Origin of the sequence: Oceanimonas baumannii, assembly GCF_002245495.1 — a bacterium.
GTDB lineage: Bacteria > Pseudomonadota > Gammaproteobacteria > Enterobacterales > Aeromonadaceae > Oceanimonas > Oceanimonas baumannii.
Genome location: NZ_NQJF01000002.1, coordinates 199,252 through 216,083, shown reverse-complemented (window position 1 = coordinate 216,083; position 16,832 = coordinate 199,252). Strand labels below are relative to the sequence as shown.

General features: G+C 56.9%; 17 protein-coding genes. 13 read left to right on the top strand and 4 right to left on the bottom strand.

The genetic code is table 11. From position 1 onward, the window contains the following. Positions 1-38 precede the first annotated feature (38 nt). From B6S09_RS03005 to pdxR, 12 genes are all read left to right on the top strand, one after another. The gene (locus B6S09_RS03005; RefSeq protein ID WP_094277011.1) at positions 39-725 is read left to right on the top strand and encodes an energy transducer TonB; all 687 of its coding nucleotides are present in this window, start codon (positions 39-41) and stop codon (positions 723-725) included. 3 nt (positions 726-728) lie between these two features. Further along, entirely contained in the window at positions 729-1,349 is a 621-nt protein-coding gene (locus B6S09_RS03000; protein ID WP_094277010.1) for a MotA/TolQ/ExbB proton channel family protein, read from the top strand. Then, a complete protein-coding gene (locus tag B6S09_RS02995; RefSeq protein ID WP_094277009.1) occupies positions 1,346-1,768 on the top strand; it encodes an ExbD/TolR family protein in 423 nt (140 codons plus the stop codon). Before B6S09_RS03000 ends, B6S09_RS02995 begins: the two co-directional genes overlap by 4 nt. Beyond that, positions 1,768-2,589: a heme/hemin ABC transporter substrate-binding protein gene (locus B6S09_RS02990; RefSeq protein ID WP_094277008.1), complete on the top strand. Its 822-nt coding sequence runs from the start codon at positions 1,768-1,770 to the stop codon at positions 2,587-2,589. The genes B6S09_RS02995 and B6S09_RS02990 overlap by 1 nt, the downstream gene beginning before the upstream one ends. After that, the gene (locus B6S09_RS02985) at positions 2,586-3,602 is read left to right on the top strand and encodes a FecCD family ABC transporter permease (protein ID WP_094277007.1); all 1,017 of its coding nucleotides are present in this window, start codon (positions 2,586-2,588) and stop codon (positions 3,600-3,602) included. Before B6S09_RS02990 ends, B6S09_RS02985 begins: the two co-directional genes overlap by 4 nt. Further along, positions 3,599-4,366: a heme ABC transporter ATP-binding protein gene (locus tag B6S09_RS02980; protein ID WP_166670275.1), complete on the top strand. Its 768-nt coding sequence runs from the start codon at positions 3,599-3,601 to the stop codon at positions 4,364-4,366. Before B6S09_RS02985 ends, B6S09_RS02980 begins: the two co-directional genes overlap by 4 nt. 84 nt (positions 4,367-4,450) lie before the next feature. After that, positions 4,451-4,645: a hypothetical protein gene (locus B6S09_RS18275; RefSeq protein ID WP_134113963.1), complete on the top strand. Its 195-nt coding sequence runs from the start codon at positions 4,451-4,453 to the stop codon at positions 4,643-4,645. 187 nt (positions 4,646-4,832) lie between these two features. Continuing rightward, positions 4,833-5,888, top strand: coding sequence for a BMP family protein (locus tag B6S09_RS02975; RefSeq protein ID WP_094277006.1), 1,056 nt, complete (start codon positions 4,833-4,835; stop codon positions 5,886-5,888). A 289-nt stretch (positions 5,889-6,177) separates the two neighbouring features. Then, positions 6,178-7,845, top strand: coding sequence for an energy-dependent translational throttle protein EttA (gene ettA / locus B6S09_RS02970; RefSeq protein ID WP_094277005.1), 1,668 nt, complete (start codon positions 6,178-6,180; stop codon positions 7,843-7,845). A gap of 126 nt (positions 7,846-7,971) precedes the next feature. After that, positions 7,972-8,679: an AzlC family ABC transporter permease gene (locus B6S09_RS02965; protein ID WP_094277004.1), complete on the top strand. Its 708-nt coding sequence runs from the start codon at positions 7,972-7,974 to the stop codon at positions 8,677-8,679. Beyond that, the gene (locus B6S09_RS02960) at positions 8,676-8,987 is read left to right on the top strand and encodes an AzlD family protein (protein ID WP_094277003.1); all 312 of its coding nucleotides are present in this window, start codon (positions 8,676-8,678) and stop codon (positions 8,985-8,987) included. Before B6S09_RS02965 ends, B6S09_RS02960 begins: the two co-directional genes overlap by 4 nt. Before the next feature lie 92 nt (positions 8,988-9,079). Next, a complete protein-coding gene (gene pdxR / locus B6S09_RS02955; protein WP_094277002.1) occupies positions 9,080-10,561 on the top strand; it encodes a MocR-like pyridoxine biosynthesis transcription factor PdxR in 1,482 nt (493 codons plus the stop codon). 21 nt (positions 10,562-10,582) lie between these two features. Here pdxR and B6S09_RS02950 read toward each other — a convergent pair whose 3' ends face one another. The 4 genes from B6S09_RS02950 to B6S09_RS02935 form a co-directional block, all read right to left on the bottom strand. Further along, positions 10,583-11,350, bottom strand: coding sequence for an IclR family transcriptional regulator (locus B6S09_RS02950; RefSeq protein WP_094277001.1), 768 nt, complete (start codon positions 11,348-11,350; stop codon positions 10,583-10,585). 32 nt (positions 11,351-11,382) lie between these two features. After that, complete coding sequence (locus tag B6S09_RS02945; protein ID WP_208321688.1) at positions 11,383-11,790, bottom strand: GlcG/HbpS family heme-binding protein; 408 nt, start codon at positions 11,788-11,790, stop codon at positions 11,383-11,385. Positions 11,791-11,864: 74 nt separating this feature from the next. Then, positions 11,865-13,817, bottom strand: coding sequence for a TRAP transporter large permease (locus B6S09_RS02940; RefSeq protein ID WP_094277000.1), 1,953 nt, complete (start codon positions 13,815-13,817; stop codon positions 11,865-11,867). 118 nt (positions 13,818-13,935) lie between these two features. Next, on the bottom strand, positions 13,936-14,928 hold the full coding sequence (locus B6S09_RS02935) for a TRAP transporter substrate-binding protein (protein ID WP_208321689.1): 993 nt from the start codon (positions 14,926-14,928) through the stop codon (positions 13,936-13,938). A 264-nt stretch (positions 14,929-15,192) separates the two neighbouring features. On the opposite strand from B6S09_RS02935, the gene B6S09_RS02930 reads away from it, so the two are divergent. Further along, on the top strand, positions 15,193-16,815 hold the full coding sequence (locus tag B6S09_RS02930) for a GMC family oxidoreductase (protein ID WP_208321690.1): 1,623 nt from the start codon (positions 15,193-15,195) through the stop codon (positions 16,813-16,815). The last annotated feature ends 17 nt before the right edge of the window (positions 16,816-16,832 follow it).

Here is a 16,832-nt window from a genome sequence, read left to right as displayed (position 1 = left end):
GGCCTCATTGTTATCTGATTTTTGAAGGTGGATGGATCGTGAGCCTGAAACGCTACGGCCTCTTTGTTGTGACTTCGTTGCTGCTGCATGGATTGCTGGCTCAGGCCATGGATCGTCAGACGCTCGAAATGGCGTTGGCTCCCGCCGATAGTCCGGGACCTATTAGTGTGCAAATGATCCCGCCGGCCTTTACTCCGCCCCCCGAGCCCGCACCGCCGGAGCCGGAACCTCCCAAGCCGGAGCCAAAACCGAAGCCAAAACCGAAGCCAAAGCCGGAGCCAAAGCCGAAGCCCAAACCGGAGCCAAAACCGAAGCCCAAACCGGAGCCCAAGCCAAAGCCGGAGCCCAGACCGAAGCCAAAGCCGGAGCCCAGACCGGAGCCTCTGCCTGAGCCAGTCAAGCAGCCGCCCAAACCTCAGCCCCAGCAGGCCAGAGACAGTGCGCCCAAACGCATTGAGAAACCGAGTTTCCGCACTCAGCCGTCTCCCATCGCCTACCCCACCCAGGCCCGCCGTCGCGGTCTGGAAGGCACGGTAGTGGTAGAGGTGTGGCTGGATGAGCAAGGCAAACAGACCAAGCGCATACTGGCCCGCTCTTCCGGCGTTGGTGTGCTCGACAAGGCAGCACTTAAGGCCATCGCCAAATGGCGTTTTTCCGCCTATGTGGAAAACGGCAAGGCACTGGCCCACCGTGTACAGATCCCCATTCGTTTCAAACTGGATTAAATCATGTCGTTTCTTAATCAATTGCATCAACAACTGGGCCTGATGAGCTGGCCCCTGATCGTTTGCTCCGTAATCACCCTGGCCATCTGGCTGGAACGGGGCCTGAGCCTGCTGTGGATCAGCCTGCGCGGCGAGCAGGAAAAACGCCGCCTGCGCAGCCAGGAGATCCCATACCCCGGAGAGCACTCGGAAGAATCCGCTTCCGTGATGCTGCAAGGGTGCCGGCTGCTGGTTCAGCACAAGGCATGCCCCAAATCGATTCGTGAAGATCTGGCCGCCGTCTGGTTACAGCACCAGCGCCGCCGGCTGCACTCCGGCCTGCGGGTACTGACTCTGGTGGGCGTGATCAGCCCGCTGCTGGGCCTGCTGGGTACGGTGCTGGGCCTGATGGAGATGTTTAAAAGCATCGGCGAAAGCGGTGAGCCTGTCACCCCGACCCTGCTGGCAGATGGACTTGGCCTGGCCATGAGCACCACCGCCGCCGGTCTGCTTATCGCCCTGCCCGCCATTGCCGGTGCCCAGCTGTTCGGGCTTTGGGCCGATCGACTGCTCGACCGCCTTACCCATGAACTGAACCGCTGCAACCTGCATCTGGAAGGACTGGGGCTGGGAGGCCGGTCATGATCAAAAGTCCTGAGGCAAGCCAGTCCGCCTGGCGAGCCATGACCCCCGACATTACTCCCCTGCTCGATATTATTTTTATCGTGCTGGTGTTCCTGCTGCTGACTGCCAATATTCCTCTGCAGTCCCTTGAGGTGGATCTGCCCAAAACAGACAGTGAGGCGCTGTCTGCGGTCCAGGACGAAAAGAGCATGACCATCAACATGATGGCAGGCAGCCCGGCCTGGGCGCTGCAGGGAGAAAAATACGAAGACTGGGCGGCATTTAAACCGGTGCTGGAAAGCAACCTGGAAGCCCTGAAAAAGGCCGAACTCATGCTTGCCTCCGACGGCATGGTAACAGTGGACAACATGATGAAACTGCTGGCCTTTTTACAGGAACACGAAATCCAGGCCACCCAGATCCTGATGGAGGAAGAATAATGAAATGCTGGTGGCTCGCTTCCCTGTTACTGCTCGCCGGCCAGGCGACCGCCGGGGAGCGTGTGCTCAGTGCTGGCAACAGCGTGACCGAGCTGATTCTGGCGCTGGATGCCAGAGACCAGCTGGTGGCCACCGACAGCACCAGCGTCCTGCCTGAAGGACTTAATGTGCCCAAACTTGGCTATCATCGCCAGCTCAGCGCCGAAGGCATGCTGTCCACCAACCCGGATCTGGTGGTGGGCAGTGCCGAAATGGGCCCCGATGATGCCCTGGAGCTGCTCAGCCGTGCCGGTGTAGCGGTGGAAAAACTGCCCGAAGCACTCACGGTAGCCGGACTGCAGCAAAACATCACTCGCCTGGGTGAATTGCTGAACAAGCAGCCACAAGCCAGTGCCCTGCACCAAAAAGTGCAGCAACAGGCCGATGCGCTGCACGGCAGCACCAACGGCAAAAAGGCCATTTTTCTGCTGCTGAGCGATGGCAACCGGATCCAGGTGGCCGGCCACAACACCCTGGCCGACAGCCTGATCACTCTGGCCGGCGGCAGCAACCCTGCCACTGAGCTGGAAGGTTACAAGCCGGTCGCCATAGAAGCCCTGGTGGCCATGCAGCCCGAGGTGATTCTGATCAGCCGCCGCCATCTGGATCAACAGGGTACCCCTGCCCAGCTGTTACGGAACTTTCCACTGCTGGGGCAAACCCCTGCCGCAACCAATGACGCCATTGTGGCCATTAACGGTCGAGCACTGATCGGGGGCCTCGGGCTGTCTACCCTGGATGAAGCCGAACGCCTGCACCATGAGTGGTTCAGCCAGCCATGATTCGCCACCCCGCCCTGCAGCCCGTTCTGCTGGCACTGCTGGTGGCCACCGGGCTGGGGTCGCTGGTCACCGGCCCGATGGCCCTGAACTGGGGAAGCCTGCTCGCGCCCGCTGAACTGAGCGACACCGAACAGCTGGTATTGTTGCACATTCGCCTGCCCCGCACCCTGCTGTGTCTGGCGGTCGGAGCCACACTGGCCATGTGTGGTGCCGTTATGCAGGGGCTGTTTCGCAATCCCCTGGCCGATCCCGGCATTATCGGTGTGTCCAGCGGTGCCGCTCTGGGCGCAGCCATCTCCATGGTGTTGATGTCTCCGATGGCGGCGACCATACCTGCCTGGCTGGGTACCGGCCTGACCTCGTTAATGGCCTTCAGCGGCGGCCTTGTGGCGACGTTGGTGATCTACCGGCTGGCTCGTACCCCGCAGGGTACCTCGGTGAGCGTGCTGCTGCTGGCCGGGGTGGCCATTGCCGCGCTGTCGGGTGGCGTGCTGGGGCTGCTGAACTACCTGGCCGACGATCAGACCCTGCGGGATCTGACCCTGTGGCAGATGGGCTCGCTGACCCAGAGCAGTGTCCCGCAGCTGATACTGGTATGTGCCACAGCCCTGCTCCTGGTGGTGGTGCTCGGCCGCCAGTCCACGGCGCTGAACGCCCTGACCCTGGGGGAAGCGGAAGCCCGGCACCTCGGCATTGAAGTACAAAAACTCAAACGACGGCTGGTGCTGACTACCGCCATGGCGGTGGGAATTTGCGTGGCGGCGGTAGGTATCATCGGCTTTGTCGGGCTGGTGGTGCCGCATCTGGTGCGACTGCTGGCCGGCCCTGATCATCGCGGCCTGCTGCCGCTGTCGGCATTGCTGGGGGCCTGGCTGCTGTTGCTGGCCGACATGCTGGCACGCACCCTGGCCGCCCCCGCAGAAATGCCGGTAGGCATTGTGACCGCCCTGCTGGGCGCGCCTTTCTTCCTGTGGCTGCTACTGAAACAAAAACGAGGGGTGGGCCTGGCATGACGACATCTCCCCTACAGATCCACGACCTGTCGCTGTCGGTCAACCGCCGCCCGTTGCTGAGCGACATACACCTTGAAATAGAAAGCGGCAAGGTCACCGTGCTGCTCGGCCCCAATGGGGCCGGCAAAAGTACCCTGCTGCACTGTATTGCCGGCGAGATGAAACATGAAGGCGAACTGCGCCTGTTAGGACGACTGCGTGAACACTGGAACAAACGGGAACTGGCCCGCCGGCTGGCGGTTCTGCCGCAACAGTCCAGCCTGATGTTTCCGTTTCTGGCCCATGAGGTGGTTGCCATGGGGCGTATTCCCCACGACACCCTGAACCAGGAAAACCAACGTATTGTAGAAACTTGCATGCAACAGGCCAATGTGTGGCATTTGAGAGACGCCGCCTACCCCAGGCTGTCAGGGGGAGAAAAGCAACGGGTACACTTTGCCCGGGTACTGGCCCAGCTGGCCGGCGAGCACGGGCAGCAACTGCTGCTGCTGGATGAGCCCACCTCAGCGCTGGATCTGGGCCAGCAGCACAGCCTGCTGAAAGAAGCCAGGCTCCTTGCCGCCGGCGGCACCGCGGTGTTGGTTATTGTGCATGACCTCAACCTGGCGGCCCGCTACGGCGATCGCCTGGTTCTGATGCAGGATGGCCGGATAAGCTGTACAGGCACGCCAGAGCAAGTGCTTACACCGGACCGGGTAGAGCAACACTTTGGCTACCGCACGCAGCTGTTGCAAAGCCCTGACGGCCATGCCGTGCTGATGTGAAATAAAGAAACAGCTATTTTTCCCACTTCTGACTGCCTGCCAACCATGCTATAAGCATTCCTTCTTCTAGCTGAAAGTGTACTTATGAAAACAATCAAAATAAGAAAAGGCTTGCTCTCTTGCGTATTGTTAGCAGCACTGTGGATGCCTCTGCTGGTATCAGCTGCAGCCATCGACAAGCACACCCAAAAACCAGTCTGGATGGACTGGGCCTTTTTTGGTAACACAGTGGCTTCCGCCTGCCTCACCCGATGGTGTAATAACCGCGATCCGGAATAATTTGCCGCCGCAAGGATGCGGTTTTATTGACTGACACCCCACCTCTCCTCGCTCTACCTTCTTTTTTGTGACCTCCCCCGCAACAAACGAAACAAATATTTAACACACATAAGACAAAAGAATAGGGTTTCTTCACCAATAAAGTTTACAACTAACAACAGATATAGAAACAATCAAGGAAGAAACCATGAACAAGATCTCTCGCAACCTGCTGGTCGCCGCCGGCCTGGCGCTAACTCCTCTGGCTCAGGCCATTACCGCCGAGCAAACCGACATTGCCGTACTGATCCCCGGAAAGCATGACGACGGCGGCTTTATGCAGGCGGCCTACCGGGGCTACGAAAAAATCCGTGATCAGTTGGATGTAAATGCCAGCTTTGTATCCAATATCTCCGCCACCTCGGATCCGGTATTACTCACCGAAGCCATGCGTGAGCTGGCCACAAAAGGCCCCGACATGATTATCGCCCATGGCGGCCAGTGCAACGGCCCGGCCGAAACCGTGAGCCAGGAATTCCCCAACATCAAGTTTGTGGTCATTCAGGGCCATGTACAAGGCCCCAACCTGTCCAGCTACGTGGTGCGCCAGGAAGACTCCGCCTGGCTGGCCGGTGCCCTGGCAGGCCTGACTACGGAGACCAATATAGTAGGCCATATTTCCGGTGCCTGGCCCAAGCCGGGATTGATCGGTCGTGCCGCCTTTTATGACGGCCTGATGCACGTCAATCCGGACGCTAAGTTCCTCACCTGGTTCACCGGCGATCTGGACAACACCCAAATCAACGCCGACACCGCCGGTGCCGAGATTAAGCATGGTGCAGATGTCATCTACACCATGCTCAACGGCGGCCGCCAGGGGGTGATCGATGAGGTTAAGAAACACAATAGTGAGGTGCGTCACATTGGTAATGTATCCGATTGGACCCAGGTTGATCCGACCTTCGTCGGCTCGGCAGTAGCCGACGCCAGCGTGGCCATTCTCAATGCCGCCCAGGACTTCACCAACGGCCAGTGGAAGCCCGACCAGATCACCGAAATCGGCTTAGGCCAAGGCGACGTGGTTAAACTAACTCTGGCAGACGACGTATCCCCCGAGGTGCAGGCAAAACTGGATGAACTGGCTCAGCAGCTAATCAGCGGCGAGATCACCATGAAAACCACCTATGAAGGAAAGGAGTTCCACCCCGCTACCGGCGACTTTGTGGAGCAGTCCTTCAAGGAAACCCTGAAGAACAAATCCTGATCGGGAAAGCCTTATCTTTCTCTGTTATCACTCCTGCGCACTATATCGTCACTCCCTCGAAGGCGGGAGTGACGTGTACTCACGAGGACAATAAGTGCCTGCTTCGCATTACCGCCGTTTCAGGTCGCAAGGATCTTCGCTTTTCATCCTACTCGCCACTGGCATTCCCCGCCCAGCCAAGTACCATATAGCACCATGGCCCTGCGTTGGCCGCGGGCTGCTTCACACTCAGCCCTATGATCTGTCAAAACGGCCTGTCAACTCACTGATTTATCAGGACAATATAGAAATGGCTCAATTTGTTTACACCATGCACCGCGTGGGCAAGGTGGTTCCGCCCAAGCGTCATATTCTGAAGAATATCTCTCTGTCGTTCTTTCCCGGAGCCAAAATCGGCGTTCTGGGCCTGAACGGTGCAGGTAAATCTACCCTGCTGCGCATCATGGCTGGCATCGATACCGAGATTGAAGGCGAAGCCCGTGCCCAGCCCGGCATCAAAATCGGCTACCTGCCTCAGGAGCCCCAACTCAATCCCGAGTACACCGTACGTCAGGAAGTGGAAGAAGGCGTGGCCGAAGTGGCCGGCGCCCTCAAAGAGCTGGACGCCGTTTACACCGCCTACGCTGATCCGGATGCCGACTTCGACAAGCTGGCCAAGCGTCAGGGTGAGCTGGAAGCCATTATTCAGGCCCACGACGGTCATAACCTGGACAACCAGCTCGAGCGCGCCGCCGACGCCCTGCGCCTACCGCCCTGGGATGCCGTGATCGGCAAGCTGTCCGGTGGTGAACGCCGCCGCGTAGCCATGTGCAAGCTGCTGCTGGAAAAGCCCGACATGCTGCTGCTGGACGAACCCACCAACCACCTGGACGCCGAGTCCGTGGCCTGGCTGGAACGCTTCCTGCATGACTACGAAGGCACCGTAGTGGCCATTACCCACGACCGTTACTTCCTCGACAACGTGGCCGGCTGGATCCTGGAGCTGGACCGGGGCGAAGGCATTCCGTGGGAAGGCAACTACTCTTCCTGGCTGGAACAAAAGGATCAGCGCCTGTCTCAGGAAGCTTCTTCCGAAGCCGCCCGTCAGAAGTCCATCCAGAAAGAACTGGAGTGGGTGCGTCAGAACCCGAAAGGCCGTCAGGCCAAGTCCAAGGCCCGTATGGCCCGCTTTGAAGAGCTGCAGAACCAGGACTTCCAGAAGCGTAACGAGACCAACGAGCTGTTCATTCCGCCCGGCCCGCGCTTGGGTGACAAAGTGATAGACGTTGAAAACCTGACCAAGTCCTACGGTGATCGTGTGCTGATTGACGATCTGTCGTTCAGCATTCCCAAGGGTGCCATCGTCGGCATCATCGGCCCCAACGGTGCCGGTAAGTCGACCCTGTTCCGCATGCTCACCAACGCCGAGCAGCCGGATTCCGGCAACATTGCCCTGGGTGATACCGTGCAGCTGGCCTCGGTTGAGCAGTTCCGCGACGCCATGGACAACAACAAGACCGTATGGGAAGAAGTATCCGGCGGACTCGACATGATGCGCATCGGCAACCTGGAGATCCCCAGCCGTGCCTATCTGGGCCGGTTCAACTTCAAGGGCACCGACCAGCAGAAGCGGGTTGGCGAGCTGTCCGGTGGTGAGCGCGGCCGTCTGCACATGGCCAAGCTGCTGCAGACCGGTGGCAACGTGCTGCTGCTCGACGAACCGACCAACGACCTGGATGTGGAAACCCTGCGCGCGCTGGAAAACGCCCTGCTGGAATTCCCCGGCTGCGCCATGGTGATCTCGCACGACCGCTGGTTCCTCGACCGTATCGCCACCCACATCCTCGACTACAAGGATGAAGGCAAGGTGGAATTCTTCGAAGGCAACTTCACCGAATACGAAGAGTGGAAGAAGAAAACCTACGGTGCCGAGGCGATTCAGCCCAAGCGTATCAAGTACAAGCGCATCATTAAGTAAGGCTTGTAGCTGTGCTGACAAAGGCCCGCCTCGTGCGGGTCTTTTTTATTGTTGTGATCCTTCACCTCGCCCTTACTACCCCCTATGGTATGCTGTCTGTTTTACGTCTTCACACACGGAATTTTTATGGACACCTATGCGGCCCAGGCCCAGCTGGACCGGCAGGATATCTGGCAGGGCTTTAAACAGCTGCTGCCCCTTTCCTTCTTTGTGGCCGCCTTTGGTCTGGCGTTTGGCCTGGCCGCACACCAGACCGGCCTCAGCGACGGCAGCATCGTGCTGATGAGTGCCACCGTGTTTGCCGGCACCTCCCAGTTTGCCGCCCTCGACGTCTGGGGGCTGCAGGTGCCGCTGGTACCATTAATGATAACCACCTTTGCCATCAACGCCCGTCACCTGCTGATGGGAGCAACTCTTTACCCCTGGCTGCGCCATCTGCCACCAGCCAGGCGCTACGGTATTATGCTGTTTGCCTCCGATGCCAACTGGGCCCTGGCAATGCAGCATTTTCACAAGGGTGAACGGGCTCTGGGGATTTTATTTGGCGGTGGCATGGCGATCTGGGGCTTCTGGATGGTCGGCACCTGGCTCGGAATCCGTTTCGGCAGCGCCATTGAAGATCCGGTCAGCATCGGCCTCGATATGGTGCTGGGCTGCTTCCTGCTGGCCATGGCGCTGGGAGCACGCAAGGATCTTCGTACCCTGGTCATCTGGATAGTAGCCGGGGGGAGTTCTATGGCTGCGTACTGGTGGCTGCCGGAAAACAGCCATGTGGTGGTAGGTGCGCTGGCCGGCGGACTATTAGGAGCAATTTGGATGGAGAAAGGGAAATGATGCTGGAAACCACAGGCAGCGGCACCCTGCTTATTATCGCTGTCATGGCGGTGGTTACCCTGTTCACCCGGCTGGGTGGTGTGCTGATCATGTCCGTTATTCCCATTAACCGCCGGGTGCAGAACTTTATCAGCGCCATGTCGGGATCCGTGCTGATCGCCATTCTTACCCCCCAGGCAGTCAACGGCGACGACGGTGCCCGGGCTGCACTGCTGGCCACCGGCCTGGTGATGCTGGTGCTTAAAAAGCCGCTGCCCGCTATCACCGCCGGCGTGCTGACAGCGGCACTATGGCGGCAGATACTGTAATTAAAAACGAAACAAAAAGTCTCATTTTTATTAATTATTGGCTATGCTGTGACGAACCGTCCCACCAAACCTGACATGGGAGCACAGTTCATATGCCCGCCTTGTTTCCGCTGGACCGAAACGCCCCTTCAACCCTGCAGCAACAGGTACGGGAGCACCTGGTTAACGCTATTCTCAACGGATTTATAGCGGCTGATCGGGCCTTGCCCTCCTGCAGAAATCTGGCAAAAAACCTGAATGTGGCACGTAATACCATCGTTCAGGTCTATGACGATCTGGTTTCTGACGGTTACCTTATTGCCCGCGAACGCCGTGGCTATTTTGTTAATCCCGATCTGCCGGCAGCCCAGCCCGCCATTCCCGGTACCGGACACGGCTCACTCCCTGCCCTGGACTGGACACACCGGCTCAAGGTCAGCCCGGGCCAGCAGCCCAATGCCAGTCTGTCCCACAACTGGCAACGTTATCGCTACCCCTTTGTCTACAGCCAGCTCGACAGTAGTCTGTTCCCTCTTGACCACTGGCGCAAATGCTGGCGCGATGCAGTGAGTGTGCAGGCCATCAAGGACTGGAGTTCGGATCGCTACGACAGCGACGATCCCCTGCTGCTTGAACAATTGCAACGACGTATCCTGCCCGGCCGGGGCATTCAGGCCCACACCGACGAAATCCTGATCACCGTCGGCTCCCAACAGGCGCTTTATCTGCTGGCCCAGCTACTACTGGATGAAAAATCCTGCTTCGGCATTGAAGATCCCGGGTACCCCAGCGCGGCCCACATCGCCCGCCTGTTTGGTGCCCGAGTACAAAGCCTGGCGGTCGATAAGGAAGGACTGGTCATCAACGACCGCCTGTCCGGCTGCAGAGCCATTTACCTCACTCCCAGCCACCAGTGTCCGACCACGGTTACCCTGCCACTGGAACGACGGCAAGCCTTGCTGGAGCAGGCCGAACTACACGACTTCCTGCTCATTGAAGACGACTATGAAATGGAAATGAACTTCGGCAGCCACCCGACCCCGGCGCTGAAAAGCATGGATAACCGTGGGCGTGTACTTTATGTCGGCAGCTTGTCAAAAACCCTGGCACCCGGACTGCGCTTGGGCTTTCTGGTGGGTCCGGCTCCGTTGATACGGGAAGCACGCAACCTGCGCCAGCTGATGCTACGTCACCCGCCGCTCAACAATCAGCGCGCCGTTGCCCTGTTTCTGTCGCTCGGCTATCACGACACTCTGGTACGAAAACTGGCCCGGGAATTTGAACAGCGCGCCCGCTGCCTGAGCGATGCCCTGCAACAACACCTGCCTGACTGCAGGGCATCGTCCATCGGCGGCTCCTCCTGCTGGCTGACACTGCCGGCCGGGCTGGACGGTACGGAGCTGAAAAAACGGGCGGCCGACCATGGCCTGCTGATCATCAGTGGCGACAGCTATCACATAGGAGCTGGGTTGCCGACCAACACGGTCAAGCTCGGCTTCTCGGCCATTCCCCTGGATCGCATCGAACCCGGTATCCGGCTGCTGGCGGAAGTGAAGGCCGAGCTGGCGAAAAAGCAGGAGAAAGAAGGGATATAGTCCAGGCTCAAGGCCCGGATATTAAAGATCGAGTACCTTTTCCAGTTGCACCGCCGCCCGGCGCAGGGCAGGTGCCCATTCCATCAGGCTGGCAAGCGGCTTACGGGCCGTAGGAGCATGCACCGCCAGCGCCGCACGCACCTGACCTACCTCGTCGTAGACAGGAACCGCAATGGCTACCATGCCTTCAAACATTTCCTCGTTATCAATACTCAGGGTATTTTCAGCAATCTGTTCCAGCTCCCTTTCCAACCGCTCCCTGTCGGTAATGGTATGAGGTGTATGAGGCTCCAGATTCAAAGCAGACAGCAGCGCCTTACGCCGGTGTGTTGGCATCAACGCCAGCAGAAGCTTGCCGGCAGCTGTGCTGTGTAAAGGCATGCGTGAGCCCGGATGCAGCTGAATGCGCACCGGCCAGTTGGTTTCTATCCGCTCGAAATACAGCAGCTCATGGCCATCCAGCAATGCAATGTTACAGGTTTCACCCAGCTCATCCGCCAGCTTCTGCAGCACAGCTCGTCTTGCCGCACCTACCCCTCTCTGCGCCAGCACACCCAATGCTATTTTACGCAACCGGGGGCCGGGGCTAAGGTAACGACCATCCGGCTCCCTCTGCAGTAACCCTTCCTGCTCCAGCTGTCCGATAATCCGGTGCACCGTCGGCTTGGGCACATCCAGTCGCTGACAAAGCTCGGCCGCGGTGATGGCCCTGTCTTCCTTCAGCATTGTTTCGATCAAGGCAAAGGCACGAAGCAAAGTCGAATTGGTTGTGCTGGCAGCAGTGCTCATAATCCCTCCCGGATGAATGTAACCGCATTTTATCACAGTGCCGCCTGAATACGCTGCGCAAACTGCAGACTGAGAACCTCATCCTCCTCCAACGTCCTGCCACTGACTCCCACGGCACCAATCAGTTTACCGTCATCAAACAAGGGTTGGCCGCCAGGAAGCGAGGTCAGGCCATCATCCTTGAAATCACCCAATGAAAGTTGTTCTTCCAGTAGTCGTTGCCGAAATAAAACCGTCGGCACCTCCATTTTTGCTGAGCTATAGGCTTTGCCCATGGCAATTGTAACCAACCGCTGAGGCGCATCATTCATACGGTATAGATGAACCAGAGAACCGCTGCTGTCTACAATCGCGAAACAAAGTGGCCGCCCGCCGTCTTCGGCAATACGCTCGGCCATAGACAGAGTAACACCTGCCCATGCCATGAAGTTGATATTCAAAATACATCCTGATTCTTTAGTGTGCACCAAAGCCCAAGCGGAACCAGAAGGCATCGCTTGGGCATAATAAAAAATCACAGCAGCAACAGCGAAATTTCCGGTAAATAGGTAATCATCAGCAACACGGCAATCATTACCAACAGATATACCCAGACGGCTTTGGCCAAGCCACCGATACTGACGTTGGCAATGCCACTGGCCACAAACAAGTTGACCCCCACCGGTGGCGTAATAAAACCAATGGCCAGATTCATCACCATGATGACCCCGAAATGCACCGGGTTTACTCCCACGGCGGTCACCAACGGCAGTAATATGGGCGTCAGGATCACAATGGCGGCCAACGCTTCCATAAAAATGCCAATCCACAGCAGGAAGATGTTAATCATAATCAGGATGATCAGCTTACTGGACGTCAGCGCCAGGATAGCCTCGGCAATGATTTCAGGGATCTGCTCTATGGTCATGATATTGCCGAAGATAGTCGCCATAGCCATCAGCACAATAATAATGGAAGAGATATTCGCCGCTTCCTGACTCGCCCCCCACAAGCTGCTCAATGACAGCTCCCGGTGAACAAAAAGTCCCACAATCAGCCCGTAAAGCGCGGCGACCGCTGCGGCCTCAGTCGGTGTCATGATGCCGCCATAGATCCCGCCCAGCACAATCACCGGCACCATCAGTGCCCACTTGGCTTGCCAGGCCGCACACATAAAGGTTTTCAGAGAGCGCTCACGGATTTCACCATGCCAGCCATTTTTTCTGGAAATCAGATAGGCAACCAGCATCAATGCTGCCCCCATGATTAACCCGGGGATAATACCGGCGATAAATAGCTTGCCAATGGATACCTGAGCCGACACGCCATACACCACAAAGGGGTTGCTGGGGGGAATAATCACCCCGATGGCACCGGCACAGGCCACAATTGTCGCGGCAAAATACTTGTCGTAACCCCGGGCAATCATGGCCGGAATGGTGATAGATCCGATGGCTGCGACGGTAGCCGGGCCCGAACCACTGATAGAGGCAAAGAAAATACAGGTCATGATACTGGCCAGAGCCATGCCCCCGGGCAACGCCCCCACCAGTTCATCTCCCAGTGCCAGCAATCTCCGTGACAGACCACCCGCTCCCATAAAGACGCCGGCGGCAATAAAGAAGGGAATGGCCATGATGGGAAAGGAGTCGATGGACGAAAAAGCAATCTGCGCCAGGTAATCGACCGGCAGGGTTCCGGCCCCCAATACCGTGGTCAGTCCCGCCAATCCCAGAGCAAAGGCAATAGGCACTCCCAATACGAGAAAAAGGGTAAAGTAGCCAAATAACAACAGGGAAGCGCTCCAGTCATCGGAGAGCATGACGGGCAAAAACAGTAAAACCGACAGTGCCATCCCCATGGCTACACTCGGCAACGTCATGCCCCTGCTTTGTCGCCACAATGCCTGCAGGGTACGTATTCCCATCAAGCCAAAACCAACAGGCAATATCAGATAAGGAATGTAGTATCCGATTTGCAACGCCGGCGTGGTCTGTGGCATTTCTAATTGCATCCTGACGTAGTCAAGCCCCATGTATGCAAACAGGCAAACCAATATCAGAGTACAGAAATCAATCATGACCCAGAGGATATTTTGCCAGTGTGCTGATAGCCGGTTGTGCAATACATCCACCCGGATACCTCCCCGGTTCAGGATGGAGAGAGACACGGCAAGATAGGAAATCCAGATAAAAATGTAGCGGGCCAGTTCTTCGGTCCATACACCCCAACCGACGGCACTTTTTACCCGGACACGCAAGGCCTCGGTATCCAGCCAGTGACCGAACATACGTTCAAAGCCCGGTGTAGCAATCAATTCCAGCAGGGTAGATATTCCATACCTGAAAAAAGTCTGATAATTAATGATGAAAATCATCACTATCAAACCAATAAACAGGAAAGGCTTTTCAACGTTATTAAATATATTTGCCAGTGGATATGCGCTTTTTATTTCCGCCTGACTGACACGAGGTTTTAACAGTTCCATAAGGCCGCTCCGGCACAGTCCTTCAGCCAATAAAACGGGCGGACCTTATCATCCCCCCCAGGCTCAACGCCGGCGTCAGTGATCGTGACGCCGGCACTTTTATGCAGAAACGCTGCGTTTACTGCTGGGTTTCCTGAACCAATTCAAGCAAATCGTCCGGCAGGTTGGCTGCAAATTCTTCAAATACCGGCTTGGTCAACTCGCGGAACCTTGCCTGCTCTTCCTTCGTGGTCTGGTGAATCGCAATCCCGGCATCAATCATACCCTGGCGCGCTTTTTCCTCATTTGCAGGGTAGGCTTGCGTACGTTGATAGGTCACCGCTTCCTGAGCAGCTGCTTCAATGACTTCCTGAGCCTCCACCGGCAGGGAGTCCCACCACTTCTTGTTGGCCATGGCCACTTGCATGCCATAGTTGTGCGCCGAGGTGACGGCATATTTCAGATTTTCATGATGTTTGGCACCAAACATGTGAGGGAAAGTATTGCCCTCCGCATCAATGGTGCCCTGTTGCAAGGCGGTATACACCTCACCCCAGGCAATGGGAGCCGGGTTCGCACCCAAGGCTTTTGCTACCGCAACTTCTACCGGTGAGTCAGTCGTCCTCATTTTCAGCCCAGACAAGGAATCGGGTCCTGAAAGCGGCTTACTGCTGGACACAAAATTACGATAGCCATACTCGGCATACATGATCGGCTGCAAGCCAATGTCATTAGATACCTGTTCAAAATAAGTATTCAAGGGACCGCCCTTATCCAGGGACTGGTAGAGTTTTTCCTGGTGTTCGGGGCTGGTGATATAAGGCAGGTCAAATACCTGAAATAACGGGGAGAAGCTTGCCAAGTTGGGGGTCGAGCTTACTCCTATTTCCAGCGTACCCCGCTGCGCGCCCTCTACCAGTACCCGGTCACTGCCAAGAATGGCTCCCGGGAACAACTGAACCCGGATTTTTCCATCTGACTTTTCCTTCACCAGTTCGGCAAACTTATCATAGGCCAGAGTAATGTGATTACCCGGGGGCGCGGTATGCGCCAGCTTCATCTTGAGCTTGGGTCCTGAATAATCGGCCATGGCTGCTGAGCTGACCGACATGGCCAGTACGACGGAAGACAAAACAAACGAACCTGCTTTCATAAGATAACCTCGTCCTTGGCTTAAACAACCGTTACAAAAACTTAACAAGTGAGACTATATTAACCAATTAATATTTATGTCAATGTTAAAACCAATAAAATCGATACAAAAAGTATCAAAAAACAATTACAAGTTAAAAATAAGTAACTACCATGGATTCAGTACACTTTCTGAGTTCTTGTAAAAAGGCCCTTCGACCTGGTGTTGGAGACGTGCCTACTGCCACTTGTCAGGTGATAAGTCATGTCTATGTATCAAAACCAGGTGTTCGGCGAATTCGACTATATCGTGGTGGGTGCCGGCTCGGCCGGGTGCGTGCTGGCCAACCGGCTCAGTGAAGATCCCCATATCCGGGTTCTGCTGCTGGAAGCCGGTGGCCAGGACAACAACCCCTGGATCCATATTCCGGTCGGCTACTTCAAGACCATGCACAACCCGGCCACTGACTGGTGTTACCAGACCGATCCGGATGAAGGCATCGACGGCCGACGGTTGCAATGGCCCAGAGGCAAGGTGCTGGGCGGCTCCAGCTCACTCAACGGACTGCTCTATATCCGTGGTCAGCACCAGGACTACGACCACTGGGCCGCCCTCGGCAACGACGGCTGGAGTTATCAGGAAGTGCTGCCCTACTTCAAAAAATCTGAATGTCAGTCCAGAGGTAAAAATGATTATCACGGCGTGAATGGTCCGCTTAAGGTGTCCGATTTACGCCTGCGCCGGGAAATTGCCGACCGCTTTGTCACCGCAGCCAGGCAAACCGGTATTCCGGCCAACCCGGATTTCAACGGAGCCGAACAGGAAGGGGTCGGCTATTTTCAGCAGACCGCCTACAAAGGGTTACGTTGCAGCAGTGCCAAGGCTTTTCTGCGTCCTGCACTCAAACGCCCCAACCTGACCCTGCTCACTCATGCCCATACCCGCCGAATTCTGCTGGAAGGAAAACAGGCTACCGGCATTGAATTTGAGTACAAGGGCAAGCGGCAGCTGGCACGGGTAACACGGGAAGTCATCTTGAGCGCCGGCGCCATCGGCTCGCCGCAGATTCTGCAATGTTCCGGCATCGGTGAACCCTCACACCTGGCCTCAGTTGGGGTGGAATGCCGTCATGTCCTGCCCGGCGTGGGTGAAAACCTGCAGGATCATCTGCAGATCCGTCTGGTCTTCAGGACCAGCTGCAAAACTCTGAACGATGAGGTTAATCATCCGTTGAAAAAGCTCGGCGTGGGCATGCAGTATGCGTTGTCACGCACCGGCCCTTTGACCCTGGCCGCCAGCCAGGTGTGTGTGTTTACCCGCTCCCGGGAAGATCTGGAACGACCGGACATTCAGTTCCACATGCAGCCTCTGAGTGCCGACAAGCCCGGTGAAGGCGTTCATCCCTTTTCCGCCTTCACTGCCTCGGTGTGCCAGCTGCGTCCCCACAGCCGGGGCCGCATTCGCATTATCAGTGCCGATCCGCACCAGTACCCGTCCATTCAGGCCAACTACCTGTCGGCCGAAGAAGACTGCCGGGTGGCGGTGGACGCCATCAAGGTGGCCCGCCGTATTGCCGAGGCCGAAGCACTGAAACCGGTGATCCTCGATGAGCACGTGCCCGGACGCCAGTACCAGAGTGACGAACAATTATTGGAAGCGGCCAGAAAGTTCAGCCAGACCATTTATCATCCCACCAGTACCTGCAAAATGGGGCAGGATGACATGGCGGTGGTCGACAGCCGGCTAAAAGTACATGGCATTGAGGGGCTGCGAGTGGCCGATGCCTCCATCATGCCGGTTATCGTGTCCGGCAATACCAATGCGCCTTCCATTATGATCGGAGAAAAAGCCGCCGACATGATTAAGGAAGATCAACGACACGACTGAACAAGGCCCAGATTCGA